The following is a 19,082-nucleotide window of genomic DNA, read 5'->3' as shown; positions in this document are numbered from 1 at the left end:
CGGTGCGTCAGGTGGTGCGTACGGCCGCGAGGGCGGCGCGGAGGTGGCCGTGGGAGTCGGCCAGGAGCGAGGCGGCGGTGGGGCCGTCGACCTCGCCCAGGATCGTGAGGATGGCGTTCTTCACCTCGCCGTCGGTGGCGGCGAGCGCCGCCTCGATCTCCTCGTCACCGGCGCCGGTGGCCAGGGAGACGATCCGGCGGGAGCGGGCGCGCAGCTTCTCGTTGGAGGCGCGCACGTCGACCATCAGATTCCCGTACGTCTTGCCGAGCCGGATCATCGTGATCGTCGAGAGCATGTTCAGGACGAGCTTCTGGGCCGTCCCCGCCTTCAGGCGGGTGGAGCCGGTGAGCAGCTCGGGGCCGACGACGATCTCCAGGCCGTGCTCGGCGGCCGCGGCGAGTGCGGAGCCGGCGTTGCAGGAGAGGCCGAGGGTGAGCGCGCCCTTGGCGCGGGCGTGCTCGACGGCCCCGATGGCGTACGGCGTACGGCCGGAGGCGGAGATGCCGACCACCGTGTCGTCGGCGGTGAGGCCCAGCCGGTCCAGGTCGGCGGCGGCCAGCTCCTTGCTGTCCTCGGCGCCCTCGACGGCCTTGACCATCGCGGACGGGCCGCCCGCGATCAGGCCGATGACCTCGGACGGGTCGGTGTTGAAGGTGGGCGGGCACTCGCTGGCGTCGAGCACGCCCAGGCGGCCGGCCGTGCCGGCGCCCGCGTAGATCAGCCGGCCGCCGCGCGCCATGCGCTCGGCGGTGGCGTCGATCGCGGCGGAGATCTGCGGCAGCCTCTCGGCGACGGCGGCGTGGACGGTCGCGTCCTCGCCGTTCATGATCCGGGCTATCTCCTGCGTGGAGAGCCGGTCGATCTCGGCGAGCTCCGGGCGGAACGCCTCGGTGGTGAGGGTGGCGAGCTGCGCGCGCAGCTCGCCGTATCCGTCGGGGGTCGCGGCCTCGTCGCCGGCGTCGGTGGGGGTCATGGACACAGCTGCTCTGCCTTCTCGGTCTCGTGCGGTTCTGCGGGGGCGGGTGCGGGGCGGATACGGGCGAGGGCGGCCGTGCGGTCAGCGGCTGCGCGGGCTGTGGCGGTGGGCGAGTGCCTCGTACGAGGCGGCCAGGGCGGGAGCGGCCGTTTCGTACGTGCGCTGGGCGACGCCTATGAACAGGCAGTCGACGACGAGGAGCTGGCTCGTACGGCTCGACATGGCGGCGGGCCGCAGCTCGCTCTCGCGGGCGGTGGACGTGGTCAGGACGTGGTCGGCGTACTGCGAGACCGGTCCGTCCGGGCGTCCGGTGATCGCGATCGTCGTCGCGCCGCGGTCGAAGGCGACGCGGAGCGGCTCTATGACGTCACCGGTGGAGCCGGAGTGGGTGATCGCGATGGCCACGTCGCCGGAGCGGAGCTGCACGGCGTTCGTCACGGCGAGGTGCGGGTCCATGTGGGCGTGCGCGATCAGACCGATGCGGAGCAGCTTCTGCGCCAGGTCCTGGCCGACGAGGGAGGAGGCGCCGACGCCGTAGATGTCGATGCGGCGGGCGGTCGACGCGGCGGCGACCGCGGCGCCGAGCTGGACGGTGTCGAGGCCCGCGGCGGTGTCGGCGAGGGTCTGCTGCTCGTCGTAGGCGAGCTTCGTCACGACGTCGGCGATCGGGTCGTCGACCGCGATGTCGGCGGTGACGGCCGGTGCCCGGCCGGACAGCTGGTGCGCGGCGAGCCCGGCCAGTGCCAGACGCAGGTCCCGGTAGCCGGGGTAGCCGAGGAGGCGGGCGGTGCGGACGACGGTGGCCTCGCTGGTGCCGGTGAGCTCGGCGAGACCGGTGACGGTGAGGGCGGCGCACCCGGCGGGGTCCCCCGCGACGGCTTCGGCGACCCGCTGCATGGAGCGGGTCATGGACGGGGCGAGGGTCCGCACCTTGGCAGCGAGTGCCGCCGGCGCGGGCGGGGAATCAGTGCTGAAACTTTCCTTCACGTCATTGGTCACATTTGAAAGATATTTTCACGACGGAGGCCCGTCAACCCCCCATCGGTCCCCGCCGCCGGAGGATCGAGCTCGGGGTCCGTACGCCCGGGTGACAATGGGGCCATGGAGCCGAACACCCTGGAGCAGGAGCTGCACACCGCCCGTGCGCTCGTGATGGCCGACCTCGTCGCGGGCGATGTGGCCGAGGCCGAGATCGTGTCGCTGGTCGAGGACGCGGTGACCCACCGGCGCTGGTGGGTCGAGCAGTGGCCCGAGGGTGCGTCCTTCGTCACCGGACTGATAGCCCAGGACGTGCAGGACGCGCTGCTGGAGCGCTACGGCCGCTGGCCGCTGTGCCCGGTGTGTACGCAGGACGGCCCGCACGCCCTGGAGGTCGAGCCGGAGCTCGGCCCCGACCCGCACTGGGTCTGCACGAAGGCGACGGTGTCCGTCGCGCCCGTGGGGGCGCTCGCCGGGGTGCCCGGCCGATGACCGTCTACATCGACCCGCCCACCTGGCCGGGGCACGGCCGCCTGTGGTCGCACCTGGTCAGCGATGTGTCGTTCGAGGAGCTGCACGCCTTCGCCGCCGCGATCGGCTGCCCGCCGCGCGCGTTCGAGCGCGACCACTACGACGTACCCGAGGCGCACTACGCGGACGCGGTGCGCGCAGGGGCCCAGGAGGTCGGATCGAAGGAGATCGTGCGCCGGCTCACCGCCGCGGGGCTACGGCGCCCGAAGGGGCGGCCTGCCCCGCTCGGTCCGCGGTGACCTGCGCGGGCGCACCGGCGCCCGCCCGGGCCTCGGTGCCCGCACTCCTCGCGATCGCGCCCGCGATCCGCCGGGACGGCGCACCGCCGCCGCCCAGCCGCATCGACAGCGCCACCGCCGCCAGGCCGACCACCATCATGGCGGCGCCCGCCCAGGCCGTCGCCCGGAAGCCGAAGTCCGCGTCGATGACCGTGCCGCCCAGCCACGGGCCGCTCGTGTTGCCCAGGTTGAACGCGGCCGTCGTCGTCGCACCGGCCAGCGTCGGGGCCATGCCCGCGACGTTGAACATCCGGGCGTTGAGCGCCGGGGCCGTGTAGAACGCGGACAGTCCGAGCAGGAACGCCAGGACGATCACGGCGACCTGGTTCGAGGCGAACAGGGCCAGCGCCACCAGGAAGACCGTCGACGCGGCGATGCCGCTCAGCAGCACCCCGAAGAGGTGCGCGTCCGCGACCCGCCCGCCGATCGTCGTCCCGATCACCGCACCGACCCCGAACAGCGCGAGCACCCACGGCACCCAGCCCGAGCTCAGCCCGGCGACATCCGTCAGCAGCGGCGCGAGATAGCTGAACGCGCAGAAGACACCGCCCGCCGCGAGTGCCGTGATCACGATCGACAGCCACACCTGGCGGTCGCGGTAGATCGCGACCTCCCGCTTGAGCCGCGGCTTCTCCTCGGGCAGCGCGATACGCGGAATGCGGGTGGCGACCCCGACCAGGGCCACGGCGGACGCCGCGCCCACCGCCCAGAACGCCGAGCGCCAGCCGAAGCTCTCCCCGAGGAACGCGCCCAGCGGTACACCCAGCACGTTGGCGATCGACAGTCCGCCGATCATCACGGCCATCGCCCTGGCCCGGGCGTTCACCGGCACCATCGCGATGGCGACCGCCGCGCCCACCGCCCAGAAGCCCGCGCACGCGAGGGCGCTCACCACCCGGGAGACGAAGAGCACCTCGTACGTCGGAGCCAGCGCACCCGCGATCTGGCCCAGGCCGAAGACGGAGATGAGCGCGATGAGCGTCGTGCGGCGTGGCAGCCGGAGCGTTGCCACGGCCAGCAGCGGGGCACCGATCACCATGCCGATCGCGAAGGCGGATATGAGCAGTCCGGCCTGCGGAATCGACACCTGCATGTCGTCGGCGATCGGTGGCAGCAGCCCGGACAGCATGAACTCGCTGGTACCGAGAGCGAAGACCGAAAGGCCGAGGATGTATACGGCCAAGGGCATACGGGGGCGGCCGGGAGCGGAGTCGGGCATGACTCTGACCAACAGCGTCCCCATCCCCGGCATTCCCCGGCGCCTGGGGGCGCTCCCCCGGCTCAGCGGGTGAGCAGCTCCAGCTCCGTCGTCAGGTTCTGCCGGGCCCGCGGCTCCCACTCCGCGGCCCCGTGGGGCGTACGGAACAGCCGGGGCAGGCCCAGCAGCTGCCGCAGGACGGCCGCCCGGCCCTCACGGAAGGCGTCGTCCGGGACGAAGCCGTACTCCTCCCGCACCTGCGCCGCGTACGCCGCGTACTCCTTGGGGCCCGCGGCGAGGACCGCCAGGTCCGCGTCGCACAGCACCTCCCCGTCGGTGTCGCCGGCCGCCGGGTCATGGGTGACGGTGAGCCGGACCAGCCGGGCCACCTCGGCCACGCCGGCGTCGGGGACACCGGCCTCCGGCAGGGCCCGCTCGGCGAGGGCGGCGCTGCGCTCCTCGTTCTCGGTGCGGTCGGGACGGTAGACCGCGTCGTGGAACCAGACGGCGAGGCGCACCAGATCCGGGTGACCGGCATGACCGGCATGACCGGCATGACCGGCGAGGAGGTCGACGTGGTCCAGGACCTGCGTCAGATGGGCGGTGGTGTGGTAGCGCCGCTGCGGTTCCGCCCAGCGTGCCAGGAGGTTGTCGGCGTACGGCGCCGGGTCGGGGCCGGGGGCCCCGCCCCGGGCGGCGACGAGGGCGTCCTGCCAGCGGGTACGGAGCGTGAGGGCGTCGGTCATGAGGCGACTGTAGAACGTGCCCGGCCTTGTCGTGCGGGGCCGCCGGTGGTTAGCGTGCGGCCGTGACGGACACGGACCCGATGTACCCGATGGACCTCAACGCGGACCTCGGCGAAGGGTTCGGACGCTGGACCCTCACCGAGGACGAGGCGCTGCTGACCTGTGTCACGAGCGCCAACGTGGCCTGTGGCTTCCACGCGGGGGACGCCTCCGTGATGCGCCGGGTCTGCGACCTGGCGGCGGCCCGGGACGTGCGGATCGGGGCGCAGGTCTCCTACCGCGACCTGGCGGGGTTCGGGCGCCGGGCCATGGACGTCCCGGCCGGCGAGCTCGCTGCCGAGACCGCGTACCAGATCGGTGCGCTGCGGGTCTTCGCCGAGGCGGCGGGTTCCACCGTCTCGTACGTGAAACCGCACGGCGCCCTGTACAACCGCGTCGTGTGGGACGACGGCCAGGCCGCCGCCGTCGTCGAGGGCGTCCTGCTCGCGGGCGGCCGTCCGGCGGTCCTCGGACTGCCGGGGTCGCGACTGCTGGCCCATGCGGAGGCGGCGGGCCTGACGGCGGTGACGGAGGCGTTCGCCGACCGCGCGTACACCCCGCAGGGCACGCTCGTGCCGCGCGGCGAGGCGGGCGCGGTGCTGCACGACGCGGACGAGGTCGTACGCCGCAGCGTCGGCATGTCCGTCGGGCGGACGGTGACCGGCGTGGACGGGAGCCGGATACCGGTCGCCGCGCGGTCGCTGTGTGTCCACGGGGACACCCCCGGGGCCGCGGCGCTCGCCCGGCGGATCCGGACGGCACTGGAGGACGCGGGCGTGTCCGTGCGGGCGTTCGCGTGAGCGCGGTACGGGTCCTGCCGGCCGGCCCCCGGGCCCTGCTGGTGGAGCTGCCCTCCGGCGAGGACGCGGAGGCCTTCCACGCGGAGCTGCTGCGCCGCCGTGCGGACGGTGGCCTGCCCGCCGTCCGCGAGATCGTCCCCGGTGCCCGGACGGTGCTGCTGGACGGGGTCGAGGACCGCTCGCTGGCCGAGCGGCTGCTGACCTGGGAGATCCCGCCGCTGCGCCGGGGCGCCGGCGAGGCCGTCGAGATCCCCGTCGTCTACGACGGCCCGGATCTCGCCGAGGTCGCCGCGATGTGGGGAGTCACGGTCGCCGACGTGCCGCGCCTCCACGCCGCTACGGAGTTCCGGGTGGCCTTCTGCGGATTCGCGCCCGGGTTCGGCTACCTCACGGGGTTGCCCGGCCACCTGCACGTACCGCGCCGTGCCACTCCGCGGACCCGGGTGCCCGCCGGTGCGCTGGCCCTCGCCGGGCCGTACACGGGGGTCTATCCGCGCGCGTCGCCCGGTGGCTGGCAGATCGTCGGCCGGATGCCGGAGCCGGCCGCCCTGTGGGACCCGGGACGCGAACCGGCGGCGCTGCTCGGGCCCGGTGCCCGGGTGCGCTTCGTGGTGGCGGGGGTGGACGGGTGAGCCCCGGGCTCCACGTCGTCCGGGCGGGGGCGCTGACCACGGTGCAGGACGGGGGACGGACCGGCTGGGCGCATCTCGGGGTGCCGCGGGCCGGGGCGCTGGACGGGCCCGCGCGGCGGCTGGCCAACCGGCTCGTCGGCAACGCGCCCGGCGCGGCGGTGCTGGAGACCACGCTCACGGGCTGCGCGGTCCGCCTGTCCGGCGCCCGGTCCGTGACCGCCGTCGTCGGCGGGGCGGGCTGCCGGGTCACGGTGGACGGGCGGCCGGTGGCCTGGGGCGCCCCCGTGCGCGTACCGGCCGGAGCGGTGCTGGAGGCGGGGCCCGCGGTGCACGGGCTCCGCAGCTATCTGGCCTTCGGCGGCGGACTGGTGCCGGAGCCGGTGCTGGGCAGCCGGTCCGCCGACCTGCTCTCGGGGCTCGGCCCGCCGGTGCTGCGCGACGGCGACGTCCTCCCGGTCGGGCCCGGGAGCCCCTGCCCGCCCGCCGGCGCCGTGCCCTGGCCGGGCGCCCCCGCCGAGCTGGTCCTGCCCCTGTACCCGGGCCCCCGCCACACCTGGTTCACGCCCGCCGCCCTGCGTACGCTCACGACCGCCGTGTACCGGGTCTCGGAGCGGAGCAACCGCATCGGACTGCGTACGGAGGGACCGGCGCTGCGACGCTCCCGGGACGGGGAACTGCCCAGCGAGGGAATCGTGCTGGGTGCCGTCCAGGTGCCGCCGGACGGGCGGCCCGTGGTGTTCCTCAACGACCATCCGACGACGGGCGGTTACCCGGTCGTCGGTGTGGTCGCCGAGGCGGCGCTGGCAGCGGCGGCGCAGGCGGTCCCCGGGACGCCCGTACGGTTCGTGGCGGCCTGGGCGCTCACCAGGGGGAGCGGGCGGCCGAGCACCGGGCGGCGGCCCCCACTGACGTTACCGAAGCGTAACTTACCGGTGAGTTACCTCGGGTAACCGCTCGGTGCTAGCTTTCGCTCACCTTCACCTGAGCAGAGCGTGGGAGTGAGCCGTGAGTTCCTGCAGGACCGTCCGTTCCAGCTCGACCGTGAGCAGTCCCCCCACCCCCCACCGCCCGGCAGTGCGCGGGGCCGGACGGCTGGCGGCCGCCGCGGTCGCCGCCGCGGCCTGTGTCGCCGCCTGCGCCGTACCCGCCCACGCCTCACCCGTCGCCACAGGCTCGGAGCCGGTGGTGTCCCGGGGCGTGACCATCCCCGCCTTCTACGACCCGCCCGCGGAGCTCCCCTCCGCCGACGGCGCCCTCGTCCGCACGCAGCCGCTGCCCCTCGGCCTGAGCCTCCCCGGTCTGGACGGCCGCCCGCTGCCGGGCACGGCGACGCGGCTGATGTACAAGTCCACCGACGCCAACGGCCTGCCCGTCGCGGTCACCGGCGCCTACATCGAACCCGCGGCGGCCTGGAAGGGCGGCGGCCCCCGTCCGCTGGTGGCGCTCGCCTCGGGGACCATGGGCCAGGGCGACCAGTGCGCACCCTCGCTGGCGCTGGAGCACCCGCTGACCGTGGGCGACGGCACCCTGTCCATCGGCTACGACAACCTGGCGGTCTACCGCTTCCTGGCCACCGGCGCGGCGGTGGTCGTCACCGACTACGCGGGCCTCGGCGCGACCGACCGGCTCCACACCTACGTCAACCGTGTCGACGAGGGCCACGCCCTGCTCGACGCGGCCCGTGCGGCACAGGACGTGTCCGGCGCATCGGTCACCACCGAGTCGCGCGTCGGCCTGTACGGCTACAGCCAGGGCGGCGGCGCCAGCGCCGCCGCCGCCGAACTGCAGCCCTCGTACGCCCCCGACGTCAAGCTGGCCGGCACCTACGCCGGTGCGCCGCCCGCCGACCTGGCCGAGGTCATGAAGGGCATCGACGGCAGCGCCCTGGCCGGAGCTCTCGGCTGGTCGATCAACGGCTTCGTCCAGAACGACCCGTCCCTCCGGGCCGTCGTCGACGCCCGCACCAACGCCGCGGGGAAGGCCGCGCTCGCCGACACGTCCACCATGTGCGTCGGTGACGCGATCCTCAGGTACGGCTTCACGAACAGCAGGAAGTGGACCGCCGACGGCAGGCCCCTCGCCGATCTCATCGCGGCCGAGCCGAAGCTGCAGGCCGTTCTCGCGGCGCAGCGCATCGGCACGCTGAAGCCGGCCGGCCCGGTCCGTCTGGCCACCGGCGTCCAGGACGACATAGTCGGGCACGCGCAGGCCCGGCAGCTGGCCGTGGACTGGTGCCGCAAGGGCGGCAACGTCACCTACGAGGCCGTCGTCCTGCCCGACCTCGGCGACAAGCTCCTCACCAATCACCTCGCCCCGTTCCTCACCGACCAGGGCAGCGCCGTGTCCTGGCTGACGGACCGTCTGGCGGGCCGGGCCGTCACCTCCAACTGCTGGTCGATGCCCCTCCAGCCCTGACCGGGCCGCCCGCCCGCCCGAGGCAGTCGCCGCGTCCGTTCCATGGACGCGCCGACGGCCTCGCGGGTCTTTCACACCCTCGCGTCCGCACAGGGTGCTGCGCCTTCCGGAGCTGACCCGTAGGCTGGTTATTGGACTAGACCTGTAGCCGCTCCGAAGGAATGGAACCTCATGAGCAACCGTGCAGTCCTGGAGGTGATCGCTCTCGACGCGGAGGACGCGGTCGCGGCCCGGGCGGGTGGTGCGGACCGCCTCGAAGTGGTCACCGACATGGCCGCGGACGGCCTGACCCCCTCCCCGAAGACCGTCGCGGAGATCAGGTCCGCCGTGGACATCCCCCTGCGCGTGATGCTCCGGATCGCGGACGGGTTCGCGGTCGGCGACATCGACGAGCTGGTGGAGAAGGCGCGCGAGATGCGGGCGGAAGGGGCCGAGGAATTCGTGCTCGGCTTCCTCGACGGGGAAGGGCACGTCGATCTGGTGGCCGTCGAGCGCCTCGTCGCCGAGCTGGACGGCTGCCGGTGGACCTTCCACCGGGCGATCGACCGCGCCGCGGACCGCGAGGCCCTGCGCAAGCACCTCGCGGAACTGCCCGGCCTGGACACGTACCTGACGGCGGGCTCGGCGAAGGGCGTCGACGAGGGCATCCCGGTCCTGCTGGCCGAAGCGGCCCGCGCGGCCTGCGGACAGCCCGGCTACGAGCCGCGGATCCTGGTGGGCGGCGGGCTCCGCCTGGAACACCTGCCCCGCCTGGTGGCCGGCGGCATCGACGCCTTCCACATCGGTGGCGCCGCCCGTCCGGCGGGCTGGACGGGCCCGGTGGACGCCGCCGCCGTACGGGAGTGGCGCGCGGCGCTCGACGGCTGAGGACGCCGGGAGCCCGGACCGGCGGGTGACCCCGGGCCGCAACCTACCCGAGCGCCTCCGGCAGCGGAGCCGCGTGCAGGACCACCAGGCCCGAGACCGCTCGGGTCAGGGCCACGTACAGCCGGCGCAGCCCCGTGCGTTCGTCGGGTTCGCCGTCGACGACGGCGGCCGGTTCGTCCAGCACCACGTAGTCGTACTCCAGGCCCTTGGCCAGCGACGCCGGGACCAGCGTCAGGCGCGAGGCGGCCGTCGTCTCCTCGCCGGGGGAGAGAAAGGCGTGGCCGGCCGCCGTCAGCGCGCCGGCCAGCGCCGGGACACGGGCGTCGGCGGCGATCAGGCCGATCGAACCCTCATGGGCCAGCGACTCCTCGCACGCCGCGACCACCGCCGCGTCCAGCGCGTCCGGGCCGGCCACCGCCCGTACGGCCAGCGAGCCGGGCGTCTCACGTACGGACTCCACGGGGGCCAGACCGGGCGAGATCGCGGGGAGCAGCCGGGACGCGTACGCGATCACCTCGCGCGGCACACGGAAGCCGGCGGTCAGCTCCTCCACCACCGCGTCCGCCTTGCCGAGGTGGAACAACGCCTGCGCCCAGCTCTCCGTCGACCACGGTGTCGTGCCCTGGGCCAGGTCGCCGAGCACCGTCGCCGAACCCGTCGAACAGCGGCGGCCCACCGCCCGGTACTGCATGGGGGACAGGTCCTGGGCCTCGTCGATGACGACGTGGCCCAGCGACTGCGTACGGGCCACCAGGTCGCACGCCTCGTCGATCAGGACGGCGTCCGCCGCCGACCACTTCGCCGACCTCACGCTGCGGGCCGGCCTGGCCATGACGATCCGCTTCTGTTCGTCCTCGCTGAGGATCCCCTCAGCGTGCACCGCCAGGAAGCCGGGGTCGCAGAGGAGCCGCAGCACCAGCTTCGCCGGGTCCACCGCAGGCCAGACCGCCTTCACGGCCGCCTTCACCGCGGGAGTGCGCGCCACCGCGTTCTGCACGCGGTCGTCCGGAGCCTCGCCCGCCTCCTCCATCCGTACGAGGACGGCGTGCGCGATGCGCTGCGGGAGCGCCTCGTGGGCGGCGCCGTAACGCATGTCGCGGGCCAGCAGCTCGTCCACCATCTCCTCGATCTCGTACACCGGTACCCGCCAGCGCCGCGAGCCGCGCACCACCACGACCCCCTCCGTCGGCGGGGTCACGTGCGAGCGGAGCGCGCGCCGCAGGACCTCGGCCATCCGGGCGTCGCCCTTGATCACGGCGGCGGCGGCCTCGTCCGCGGCGCGCACCTCCACCCGCGCCGTCACCAGGTCCTCGACCGTGGCCTGTTTCACCTCCAGCTCGCCCAGCGCGGGCAGGACCTGCTCGATGTAGTGCAGGAACGACCGGTTGGGGCCGATGACGAGGGTGCCCGTGCGGGCGAGCCGCTCGCGGTGCGCGTACAGGAGGTAGGCGACACGGTGCAGGCCCACGGCCGTCTTTCCCGTGCCGGGGCCTCCCTGCACGCAGACCGTTCCGCCGAGACCGCTGCGGACGATCTCGTCCTGCTCCGGCTGGATCGTGGCCACGATGTCGCGCATCGGACCGACGCGGGGCCGCTCGATCTCCGCCTGGAGGAGCTTGCTCGTCCGGTCGGTCTCCGCCGGGTCGGTGAGGTGCTCGTCCTCGTACGCGGTCAGCTCGCCGCCGGTGTAGCCGAAGCGACGGCGCCGGTCGACGCCCAGCGGGTTGTTCCTGGACGCCTGGTAGAACGGCTGGGAGACCGGGGCACGCCAGTCGATGACCATCGGATCGCCGTGGGCATCGTGGACATGGCGACGCCCGATGTAGAACTGCTCGCCCTCGGCCCCCTCCGCCTCCCGCGCGCCGACCGGGTGCCGGTAGTCCAGGCGGCCGAAGAACAGCGGGGTGTGGGAGAGGTCGGCGAGCGCCTTGATGCGGTCGTCGATCTGGGCCTGCAGGACGGCGGCGTTGACCCAGTTCGCCGTGACGTCGCGGATGTCGAGGGCCTGCACGTCCTCACGCATGGCGCGCAGCGCGGCGCGGGAACCGGCGAGGTGGGCGCGTTCCCCGGCCAGTGGACCGCTCGTCGCTCCGCTGGTGTCTTCGCTTGTCTCTTCGTGCGCGGGCACGGTGTTGCCTCCGGCTTTTCGACGCAGGACGGCGGACCGGCCCACGGGGGGCCCGGTCCGCTCAGGGACGTTCACAGGCGCGCACGCGGACGGGTGCGTACGGCTGTTGTCGGCCGGTTTCCGTCCGGTCGGCGGCGCTCCCCCGGCTGCCGGCCGCTCAGGGAGGCGGACCGGTACCACGGTGCGGGAGGCGGGCAGACCGGCGATTGTATCGACCGCGGTGCGCGGCGTCGAACGAATAAGGGCGGTGTGTGTACGTCCCGTAGGGGACGGGGTGCGACCTGGGAGCTACCCGGGCCCCCGCGCGCTTCCGTCCGCAGGGCGACGCCGCCACGGGCCGGGGCGGCGCACCATGGACGTATGAGCACCGTCCATCTGAATCCGCGCAGGACCGGCCCGGCGCACGGCGCGACCGCGGCCACCGGTCACCCCCGCAGCCACCGCCTCGGCGACGCGGTGCGCGCCGTCGGCGTCTTCGCGCGCACCGCTTTCGGAGTGGCCGTCCTCGGTGAGTACGCCGAGGAGGCGGGCATCGTCCGCCGGCACCGCTGAGGCCGTCCGACGAACACCGGCCGGGCGGCCGAGGCCGTCCGGCAGCCTCCGGGTCAGCTGTCCGCCAGCAGCTCGTCCGCGTCGACGATCCGGTACGCGTACCCCTGCTCGGCCAGGAACCGCTGGCGGTGGGCGGCGAAGTCCTGGTCGATCGTGTCGCGGGCGACCACCGAGTAGAACCGCGCCTCGTGCCCGTCGGCCTTCGGCCGCAGCACCCGGCCGAGCCGCTGCGCCTCCTCCTGGCGCGAGCCGAACGTTCCCGACACCTGGATGGCGACCGTCGCCTCCGGCAGGTCGATCGAGAAGTTCGCCACCTTCGACACGACCAGCACGCTGATCTCGCCCTCACGGAACGCGCCGAACAGCTTCTCGCGCTGCGCGTTGCTGGTCTCGCCCTTGATCACCGGGGCGTCCAGGTGCTCACCGAGTTCGTCGAGCTGGTCGATGTACTGCCCGATGACGAGGGTCTGCTCACCCTGGTGCTTGCGGACGAGCGCCTCGGTGACCTTGCGCTTCGTCGCGGTCGTCGCGCAGAACCGGTACTTCTCCTCGGCCTCCGCCGTCGCGTACGCCAGCCGTTCCGAGTCCGTCAGATTGACGCGGACCTCGACGCAGTCGGCGGGCGCGATGTAGCCCTGCGCCTCGATCTCCTTCCACGGCGCGTCGAACCGCTTGGGACCGATGAGGGAGAAGACGTCCGACTCGCGTCCGTCCTCGCGCACCAGGGTGGCGGTGAGTCCGAGGCGCCGCCGGGCCTGGAGGTCGGCGGTGAACTTGAAGACGGGGGCGGGCAGCAGGTGCACCTCGTCGTAGATGACCAGACCCCAGTCCCGGGAGTCGAACAGCTCCAGGTGCGGGTAGACGCCCTTGCGGCGGGTCGTCAGCACCTGGTACGTGGCGATGGTGACCGGCCGGATCTCCTTGCGCGTACCGCTGTACTCGCCGATCTCGTCCTCGGTCAGCGAGGTCCGCTTCACCAGCTCGTGCTTCCACTGCCTGGCCGAGACGGTGTTGGTGACCAGGATCAGCGTGGTCGCCTTGGCCTCCGCCATCGCGCCCGCGCCGACCAGCGTCTTCCCGGCACCGCAGGGGAGGACGACGACACCGGAGCCGCCGTGCCAGAAGCCCTCGACGGCCTGCCTCTGGTACGGGCGCAGCGCCCAGCCGTCCTGGTCGAGCTCGATGGGGTGCGCCTCGCCGTCGACGTACCCGGCGAGGTCCTCGGCGGGCCAGCCCAGCTTCAGCAGCGTCTGCTTGATCTGCCCGCGCTCGGAGGGGTGCACGGCCACGGTGTCCGGGTCGAGGCGTGCCCCGACCAGCGGCTGGACCTTCTTCGAGCGGAGGATCTCCTCCAGCACCGGCCGGTCGTTGGAGGTCAGCACCAGGCCGTGCACCGGGTGCTTGGACAGGGTGAGGCGGCCGTACCGCGCCATCGTCTCGGCGATGTCGACGAGGAGCGCGTGCGGCACGGGGTAGCGCGAGTACTCCACGAGCGCGTCGACGACCTGCTCGGCGTCGTGCCCCGCGGCGCGGGCGTTCCACAGGCCGAGCGGGGTGACCCGGTAGGTGTGGATGTGCTCGGGCGCACGCTCCAGCTCCGCGAACGGGGCGATCGCGCGACGGCAGGCATCCGCCCGGTCGTGGTCGACCTCGAGGAGCAGCGTCTTGTCGCTCTGGACGATGAGGGGTCCGCTCACGCGCGTCGGCTCTTTCCGGTGTGGGGTGGCCGCCCGGGTGCGCACGGCCAAACGTCCAGTGTGCCGCATCGGGGGCGTGAGCGGGTGAGTCGTGTGACCGATCAGTCGGGCGCCCTCCGCGCCGGGCCCGTCGGCTACGGGGTCGCGTCGTCGGCCAGCTCCGCGACGCCCGTGATCCGGTGCAGCGGATACGTGCGGACCTCGTCGGCCGTGTGGTCGTACGCCGTGACGAAGCCGCCCTCGACCTTGACCGGGGCGATCACCCGCTGGCTGGCCGCGCCGTCCGCGTTGACGTAGCCGATCCACACCGCGGACCCGGTCATCGCGGCGGCCTGCACCGTGGCGAGCGTCTCGGCGGGAGTCGTGCGGGGCAGCGAGCCGGCCGCCGCCGTGTCCGGGGTGTCCTTGCGGACGGCCCGCGCCGCCGTGTCACCGGCCCTGATGGCCCGCACCGCGGCGCTCAGCAGCGTCGTGTCCGGGACCGGCGGGCCCTCGGGGACGGGGACGGGGGCCGTACGGGGCGGGGTGCGGCGGGCGCCCGCGCGGGTGATCAGCACATCGCCCTCGGCGGATTCGGCGGCCGGGGCGTGCCCCATCTCGCGCAGACCCTCCAGCAGCGAGCCCGGGTCGGTCTGGGCGGCCAGGACGGTCGGCGCGAGCCGGCGCAGCCGCAGGGTGGCCGAGCGCTTGTCGGCCAGGATCTCGTTCAGGACGGCCTCGTCGTCGCAGCGCACGTACGCGGAGGCGGCGCCGATCCGCAGATGGCCGTGCCGGCGGGCCACGTCGTCGATGAGGTAGCTCAGCGGCTGCGGCACCGGCGTACGGCTGTGCGTGGCGAGGAAGGTGTGCAGGTCGGACGCGGCCTGGCCGGCGTCCAGGGCCCGGCGTACGGAGCCGGGGGTGAAGCGGTAGACCGTCGCACCGCCCTTGGACTCGATGTCCGCGAGCACCGAGAGCATCTCGGCGAGCGGGCGTTCCAGCGGGCCGGGGGCCACCGCCGTGAGGTCGGCCTGGAGCAGGACGTGGCCGAGGGGCTCGGGGATGAGCGGGGCGAGGCGGGCGGCCGCCTCGCCGGGGCCCTGTTCGAGAAGCGCCCGGGCCTGGGAGGAGAGGGCACCGCGGCCGGTGACGCCGAGCAGCTCCGCCTCGTTGACCGTCCACAGGGCGAGCCGGGAGCGCAGGTCGGAGATGTCGCCGGAAGCCGGGGCCCCGCCGGACGCGGCCGTACGCAGCGGCCGTTCCCAGCGGAGCCGGGCCAGCAGGGTCTGCGGGTCGGGTGCGGTGCCCGGGGGGAGCGAGGCGAACAGGGCCAGCACCCGGCGGCGCACCTCCGGAGCGGCCGAGCGGTCCAGCTCGGGGCCGAGCGCGGAGAGCGCCCGGCCCTTGGCGTCCTGGCCGCCGACCAGGCCCGCGGTGCGGGTGGCGGCCAGCCAGGCGGCGGCGAGGCGGGTCCAGCGGTCCTGGGCGGGGAGTTCGAGCCAGTCGTCGTACGCGGGCGTCGCCGCGTACCGCTCGTCGGTCTCCCCGTCGGCGGCCAGCAGTCCGGCCGCGTAGGCGAGTTCGACCCAGAAGGCGGCGACCGGCTCGGACACGTCCAGGGCGCCGGCGACCCGCTTCAGTTCGCGCACGCTCAGGCCGCCCGCGCGGAGGATGGCCGGGCCGCCGTTGTTCCAGAGCTTCAGCAGCTCCTCGATGGTGGACAGCGCGGTGAAGGCCTGGCCGGCCGCCGCTCCGTCCACGGCCTGGGGATCGCGCTCGGCCGCCGCCACGAGGGCCGGCGGCACGGGCTCGGGTACGCGGTGGGCACGGCCGGCCCGCAGGTGCAGCGCGGCCTCGCGCGGCAGGACCACGGTCCGGGTCGACACGGGCAGCAACAGGCCGCGGTCGCGCAGCCATCGGACGGGCGGGGCGGGATTCGGGGTGACCTCCCCGTACGGCGGGCCCCACACCAGCCGGTCCAGCACGGACAGCGCCTCGACGGGGGCGGTGTCCAGCAGCGCGGCCATCCTGGTCCGGTCCGTGAAGAGACCGGCCAGCGAGGCGACGGCGGAGACCGGGTCATGGGTGGCCGGCAGGCCGGCGGCGGTCAGGATCTCCTGCAGCCTGCCCGGCGACATCCCGGCCGTCGCCTCGGCGACGGTCGGGCCGAGACCGGTGGGGGACGGGTGCTGCGGGGACGGGGCGAGCAGCTCGCGTGCGGTGCGCACGAGGTGCAGCCGTGCGTCCTCGCCCCAGACCAGGGCCTGTTCGCGCAGGGTCGTGAGCGCGGCGGGCAGCGCGGCGGTGATCGCCGCACCGGCGTCGTCGCGCCCGTCGCCGTCCCCTTCGCCGTCACCGGTGAGGAGCGCGAGCAGTGCCTCGTAGGGAGCGGGGTCGGGCGCCACGGCGAGCGCCTCGGCGGTCTGCAGGGAGAACCGGTCGAGATGCTCCAGCGCACGGATGACGGAGGCCCGCGTGCCGGCCCGCGTCGCAAGCTGGGTGATGTCGTTCGGCACGGGGCTGAGCAGGTCGGGGCGGGCACGCAGCAGCCCCGCCAGCGATTCGTCGCCCCGGGCGCGCAGGGCTTCGGCGAGCGTGCGCGGTGGTGTGGTCGTCCCCATCCGTCCCACGGTAGCCCCTGGAACGCTACCGTCGGGGCAGGGCGGGTAGAGGGAGAACCAACGCGTGGGGATCGAGAGCGACCAGCTTGTCTACGACTATCTGAGCCGGATCGGTGACCTGGCGCAGCAGCAACAGCTGTCCTCGGGCGCCCGGATGAGACTCGTCGCGACGCTGCGGGGCGAGATCGACCGGCAGCGCGGGACGAACGGTTCGGACTCTCCCGCAGTGGTCCGGCGCATCCTCGGCCGGCTGGGCGCACCGGACGAACTCGTGGCCGCGGCTGCCGGGCCGGGCGACGGACCGGTGGAGCCGCCCACCCCGCCGGCCGAGCCGGAGGCGGTCGCCGTGAGGCCGCGCGTGGTGCCCCGGCCCCGGCGGGGGATGCTCCGGAAAGACGCGTTGCGTAAGGGCGCGTCGGACGCCGGCCCGGCCGGGGAAGAGGCTGGGGAAGAGACCGGGGAACAGGTCGGGGAGCAGGCCCGGGCCGAGGGCCCGGTGCCCGGCTGGCCGTCCGCCTCGGCGCCGCACATGGTGGGGATGGACGAGGCGGGCACGCCTTCCGGGGAGCCCGAGTGGTGGCGGATCGAGCCGGGGCCGTTCGGCGAGGGCGATCCGGGCACGGCCGTTTTGGGGTTCGTGGGCGGGCTGGAGAGCCCGGAGCTGCTGCGTCCCCGGCGGCCGGTCGACGAGCCGGCGCCGGATGCGGAGCCCGCGGCGGGGGACGCGACCGGGCAGGAGGCCGCCCCGGCCCCCCGGCGGCTGCGGCTGCGCCGCCGCGGGCCCGCCGCCGCGCCTGCTCCCGCCCCGGCACCCGCCGGGAGGACCGGCCTCGGAAACCCGTTCCTGCTTCTGGCCGCCGCCCTGCTGGTGGCCGGGGCGGTGCTGGGCTCATGGATCGCCCTCGCGGCCGGCTGGCTGCTGGCGTACAGCTCGCGGCGGATCTCGCGTGCGGAGGCGAAGTGGATCGCGATGGGCCTGCCGGGTGTGGTGGTGGCCGGGGCCTTCGTCTGGCTGTGGGGCCGCATGACGGGCCGCTGGGGCAGCCCCCTCGCGCAGGGCGCGATGGGGGACGCGATGACCGAGGCCTGGCCGGTGGTCCTGCGCACGGCCGCGGTGGCGTCGGCGGTGTACCTGGTGTGGCGTGCGCGGCGGCTGCGGGGGTGAGGGGCGCGGGCTGCGTCGGGGCCGGCATCGGCCGGCCCCTCGGCACAATGGCTCCATGCCCTCACACGCCCCGACGGTCGGCTTCGACCTCGACATGACGCTCATCGACTCGCGGCCCGGAATCAGGGCCGCCTACCTCGCCCTGTCCGCCGAGACCGGGTACGCGATAGACACCGACCTGGCCGTCAGCCGGCTCGGCCCGCCGCTCGAGGACGAGCTGGCGCGGTGGTTCCCGGCAGGGATGATCGCGGCGACCGCCGACCGGTACCGCGAGATCTACCCCGACCGCGCGATCACACCGACGACGGCGCTCCCGGGCGCCCGCGAGGCCGTCGAGGCCGTACAGGCCCTCGGCGGGCGCGCGCTCGTCGTCACGGCCAAGTACGAACCGAACGCGAAGCTGCACCTCGCCCATCTGGGTATCGAGCCGGACGCGCTGATCGGCGGGCTCTGGGCCGAGGGCAAGGCGGAGGCGCTCCTGGAGCACGGCGCCCACGTCTACGTCGGGGACCACACCGGGGACGTGCGCGGGGCACGCGCCGCGAACGCCGTGTCGGTCGGCGTCACGACGGGACCGTGCGACGCGGACGCGCTGCGGGCGGCCGGTGCCGACGTGATCCTGCCAAATCTCACGGCGTTCCCGGAGTGGCTGCGGACCTTCGCGGGAGGTCGCTGACGGGCCCGCCTAGCGGGTGGCGGTGCGCTTCGGGGAGCTCATCCACACCGACCGCACCACCCCCGCCGCGGCGATGAGGAAGCCCAGTCCCATCAGCATGCACACCGCATAAGCGACGGACGGGAACGGATCGGTACCCAGGAACAGCGGGGCCACGGTGACCAGTGTGGCCAGTGCGCCGATGAAGAAGACGATCGCGCCGACCTGTACGAGCCGGTCGCCGGCGCCGGAAGGAGTAGTAGTCACCCGGCCAGGGTAGTTCCCACCTCGGCGGAACCGATCGGCGACGTCGTGTCTCCGGCCCCTGGGCCATTAGCCTTGGGACAGGCGGGTCGTGGAGACCCGCTGTACTGCTATCCGGAGCCGTTTCCGCGGCTCCGCCGCGCACCGACGAGTACGAGGACGAGGACAGACGTGCCCACGGGTAAGGTCAAATGGTTCAATTCGGAAAAGGGCTTCGGCTTCCTTTCGCGCGACGACGGAGCCGACGTCTTCGTCCACTCGTCCGTACTCCCGGCCGGTGTGGATGCCCTCAAGCCCGGTCAGCGCGTCGAATTCGGTGTGGTCGCCGGCCAGCGCGGTGACCAGGCCCTCTCCGTGGTGATCCTCGACCCGACCCCGTCCGTCGCGGCTGCGCAGCGGCGCAAGCCGGACGAGCTGGCGTCGATCGTGCAGGACCTGACGACGCTCCTGGAGAACATCACGCCGATGCTGGAGCGGGGCCGCTACCCCGACAAGGCGTCGGGTGCGAAGATCGCGGGCCTGCTGAGGGCGGTCGCTGACCAGCTCGACGTCTGAGCCGGC

Annotated in this window: 19 protein-coding genes; 11 read left to right on the top strand and 8 right to left on the bottom strand. The window is 74.2% G+C overall.

The window, feature by feature from the left end:
- Positions 1 to 7 precede the first annotated feature (7 nt).
- Both murQ and AB0F38_RS12045 read right to left on the bottom strand, forming a co-directional pair.
- Positions 8 to 973 (bottom strand): N-acetylmuramic acid 6-phosphate etherase, encoded by a 966-nt coding sequence (gene murQ / locus AB0F38_RS12050; protein WP_361890526.1) that lies wholly within the window; start codon positions 971 to 973, stop codon positions 8 to 10.
- Between the two features lie 84 nt (positions 974 to 1,057).
- Positions 1,058 to 1,975, bottom strand: coding sequence for a MurR/RpiR family transcriptional regulator (locus tag AB0F38_RS12045; protein ID WP_361890523.1), 918 nt, complete (start codon positions 1,973 to 1,975; stop codon positions 1,058 to 1,060).
- A gap of 102 nt (positions 1,976 to 2,077) precedes the next feature.
- On the opposite strand from AB0F38_RS12045, the gene AB0F38_RS12040 reads away from it, so the two are divergent.
- Both AB0F38_RS12040 and AB0F38_RS12035 read left to right on the top strand, forming a co-directional pair.
- Positions 2,078 to 2,446 (top strand): hypothetical protein, encoded by a 369-nt coding sequence (locus AB0F38_RS12040; protein ID WP_361890521.1) that lies wholly within the window; start codon positions 2,078 to 2,080, stop codon positions 2,444 to 2,446.
- Positions 2,443 to 2,724, top strand: a complete 282-nt coding sequence (locus tag AB0F38_RS12035; protein WP_361890518.1) for a DUF4031 domain-containing protein — start codon at positions 2,443 to 2,445, stop codon at positions 2,722 to 2,724. Before AB0F38_RS12040 ends, AB0F38_RS12035 begins: the two co-directional genes overlap by 4 nt.
- On the opposite strand, the gene AB0F38_RS12030 is transcribed toward AB0F38_RS12035, so the two are convergent.
- Together AB0F38_RS12030 and AB0F38_RS12025 are read right to left on the bottom strand one after the other, a co-directional pair.
- Positions 2,666 to 3,952, bottom strand: coding sequence for a Cmx/CmrA family chloramphenicol efflux MFS transporter (locus AB0F38_RS12030; RefSeq protein ID WP_361890703.1), 1,287 nt, complete (start codon positions 3,950 to 3,952; stop codon positions 2,666 to 2,668). The two genes, AB0F38_RS12035 and AB0F38_RS12030, sit on opposite strands and share 59 nt — an antisense overlap.
- 92 nt (positions 3,953 to 4,044) lie before the next feature.
- Positions 4,045 to 4,707: a hypothetical protein gene (locus AB0F38_RS12025; protein ID WP_361890515.1), complete on the bottom strand. Its 663-nt coding sequence runs from the start codon at positions 4,705 to 4,707 to the stop codon at positions 4,045 to 4,047.
- A gap of 89 nt (positions 4,708 to 4,796) precedes the next feature.
- Here AB0F38_RS12025 and AB0F38_RS12020 point away from each other — a divergent pair, with 89 nt between their 5' ends.
- From AB0F38_RS12020 to AB0F38_RS12000, 5 genes are all read left to right on the top strand, one after another.
- Complete coding sequence (locus tag AB0F38_RS12020; RefSeq protein ID WP_361890700.1) at positions 4,797 to 5,546, top strand: 5-oxoprolinase subunit PxpA; 750 nt, start codon at positions 4,797 to 4,799, stop codon at positions 5,544 to 5,546.
- Entirely contained in the window at positions 5,543 to 6,178 is a 636-nt protein-coding gene (locus tag AB0F38_RS12015) for an allophanate hydrolase subunit 1 (RefSeq protein ID WP_361890512.1), read from the top strand. The genes AB0F38_RS12020 and AB0F38_RS12015 overlap by 4 nt, the downstream gene beginning before the upstream one ends.
- The gene (locus AB0F38_RS12010; RefSeq protein WP_361890509.1) at positions 6,175 to 7,128 is read left to right on the top strand and encodes a biotin-dependent carboxyltransferase family protein; all 954 of its coding nucleotides are present in this window, start codon (positions 6,175 to 6,177) and stop codon (positions 7,126 to 7,128) included. Before AB0F38_RS12015 ends, AB0F38_RS12010 begins: the two co-directional genes overlap by 4 nt.
- 91 nt (positions 7,129 to 7,219) lie before the next feature.
- Positions 7,220 to 8,593 (top strand): lipase family protein, encoded by a 1,374-nt coding sequence (locus tag AB0F38_RS12005; RefSeq protein ID WP_361890506.1) that lies wholly within the window; start codon positions 7,220 to 7,222, stop codon positions 8,591 to 8,593.
- A 171-nt stretch (positions 8,594 to 8,764) separates the two neighbouring features.
- Positions 8,765 to 9,460: a copper homeostasis protein CutC gene (locus tag AB0F38_RS12000; RefSeq protein ID WP_361890503.1), complete on the top strand. Its 696-nt coding sequence runs from the start codon at positions 8,765 to 8,767 to the stop codon at positions 9,458 to 9,460.
- A 43-nt stretch (positions 9,461 to 9,503) separates the two neighbouring features.
- Here AB0F38_RS12000 and AB0F38_RS11995 read toward each other — a convergent pair whose 3' ends face one another.
- Positions 9,504 to 11,588 carry a UvrD-helicase domain-containing protein gene (locus AB0F38_RS11995; RefSeq protein ID WP_361890500.1) on the bottom strand — a complete coding sequence of 695 codons (2,085 nt, stop codon included), beginning with the start codon at positions 11,586 to 11,588 and terminating at the stop codon, positions 9,504 to 9,506.
- Positions 11,589 to 11,948: 360 nt separating this feature from the next.
- On the opposite strand from AB0F38_RS11995, the gene AB0F38_RS11990 reads away from it, so the two are divergent.
- On the top strand, positions 11,949 to 12,140 hold the full coding sequence (locus AB0F38_RS11990) for a hypothetical protein (RefSeq protein ID WP_361890497.1): 192 nt from the start codon (positions 11,949 to 11,951) through the stop codon (positions 12,138 to 12,140).
- Positions 12,141 to 12,193: 53 nt separating this feature from the next.
- On the opposite strand, the gene AB0F38_RS11985 is transcribed toward AB0F38_RS11990, so the two are convergent.
- Entirely contained in the window at positions 12,194 to 13,837 is a 1,644-nt protein-coding gene (locus tag AB0F38_RS11985; protein ID WP_361890495.1) for a DNA repair helicase XPB, read from the bottom strand.
- Positions 13,838 to 13,971: 134 nt separating this feature from the next.
- On the bottom strand, positions 13,972 to 16,437 hold the full coding sequence (locus AB0F38_RS11980) for a helicase C-terminal domain-containing protein (protein ID WP_361890492.1): 2,466 nt from the start codon (positions 16,435 to 16,437) through the stop codon (positions 13,972 to 13,974).
- Between the two features lie 64 nt (positions 16,438 to 16,501).
- On the opposite strand from AB0F38_RS11980, the gene AB0F38_RS11975 reads away from it, so the two are divergent.
- Positions 16,502 to 17,602 (top strand): hypothetical protein, encoded by a 1,101-nt coding sequence (locus AB0F38_RS11975; RefSeq protein WP_361890489.1) that lies wholly within the window; start codon positions 16,502 to 16,504, stop codon positions 17,600 to 17,602.
- A 55-nt stretch (positions 17,603 to 17,657) separates the two neighbouring features.
- A complete protein-coding gene (locus tag AB0F38_RS11970) occupies positions 17,658 to 18,278 on the top strand; it encodes a haloacid dehalogenase-like hydrolase (protein WP_361890486.1) in 621 nt (206 codons plus the stop codon).
- 9 nt (positions 18,279 to 18,287) lie between these two features.
- On the opposite strand, the gene AB0F38_RS11965 is transcribed toward AB0F38_RS11970, so the two are convergent.
- The gene (locus AB0F38_RS11965; RefSeq protein ID WP_361890484.1) at positions 18,288 to 18,524 is read right to left on the bottom strand and encodes a hypothetical protein; all 237 of its coding nucleotides are present in this window, start codon (positions 18,522 to 18,524) and stop codon (positions 18,288 to 18,290) included.
- Positions 18,525 to 18,692: 168 nt separating this feature from the next.
- Here AB0F38_RS11965 and AB0F38_RS11960 point away from each other — a divergent pair, with 168 nt between their 5' ends.
- A complete protein-coding gene (locus AB0F38_RS11960; protein ID WP_056797121.1) occupies positions 18,693 to 19,076 on the top strand; it encodes a cold-shock protein in 384 nt (127 codons plus the stop codon).
- The last annotated feature ends 6 nt before the right edge of the window (positions 19,077 to 19,082 follow it).

The sequence above is a fragment of the Streptomyces sp. NPDC025273 genome (assembly GCF_040638585.1).
GTDB lineage: Bacteria > Actinomycetota > Actinomycetes > Streptomycetales > Streptomycetaceae > Streptomyces > Streptomyces cinereorectus.
The sequence above is the reverse complement of the archived record's forward strand: the minus strand, read 5'-3'. Positions and strand labels throughout refer to the sequence as shown.

What these genes read in the sequence shown, in the direction of transcription:
- AB0F38_RS11980 (WP_361890492.1), bottom strand. Translation starts at nt 16,437, where the DNA reads ATGGGGACGACCACACCACCGCGCACGCTCGCCGAAGCCCTGCGCGCC.
- AB0F38_RS12040 (WP_361890521.1), top strand. Translation starts at nt 2,078, where the DNA reads ATGGAGCCGAACACCCTGGAGCAGGAGCTGCACACCGCCCGTGCGCTC.
- murQ (WP_361890526.1), bottom strand. Translation starts at nt 973, where the DNA reads ATGACCCCCACCGACGCCGGCGACGAGGCCGCGACCCCCGACGGATAC.
- AB0F38_RS12020 (WP_361890700.1), top strand. Translation starts at nt 4,797, where the DNA reads ATGGACCTCAACGCGGACCTCGGCGAAGGGTTCGGACGCTGGACCCTC.
- AB0F38_RS11970 (WP_361890486.1), top strand. Translation starts at nt 17,658, where the DNA reads ATGCCCTCACACGCCCCGACGGTCGGCTTCGACCTCGACATGACGCTC.
- AB0F38_RS12000 (WP_361890503.1), top strand. Translation starts at nt 8,765, where the DNA reads ATGAGCAACCGTGCAGTCCTGGAGGTGATCGCTCTCGACGCGGAGGAC.
- AB0F38_RS12025 (WP_361890515.1), bottom strand. Translation starts at nt 4,707, where the DNA reads ATGACCGACGCCCTCACGCTCCGTACCCGCTGGCAGGACGCCCTCGTC.
- AB0F38_RS12035 (WP_361890518.1), top strand. Translation starts at nt 2,443, where the DNA reads ATGACCGTCTACATCGACCCGCCCACCTGGCCGGGGCACGGCCGCCTG.
- AB0F38_RS11990 (WP_361890497.1), top strand. Translation starts at nt 11,949, where the DNA reads ATGAGCACCGTCCATCTGAATCCGCGCAGGACCGGCCCGGCGCACGGC.
- AB0F38_RS12030 (WP_361890703.1), bottom strand. Translation starts at nt 3,952, where the DNA reads ATGCCCTTGGCCGTATACATCCTCGGCCTTTCGGTCTTCGCTCTCGGT.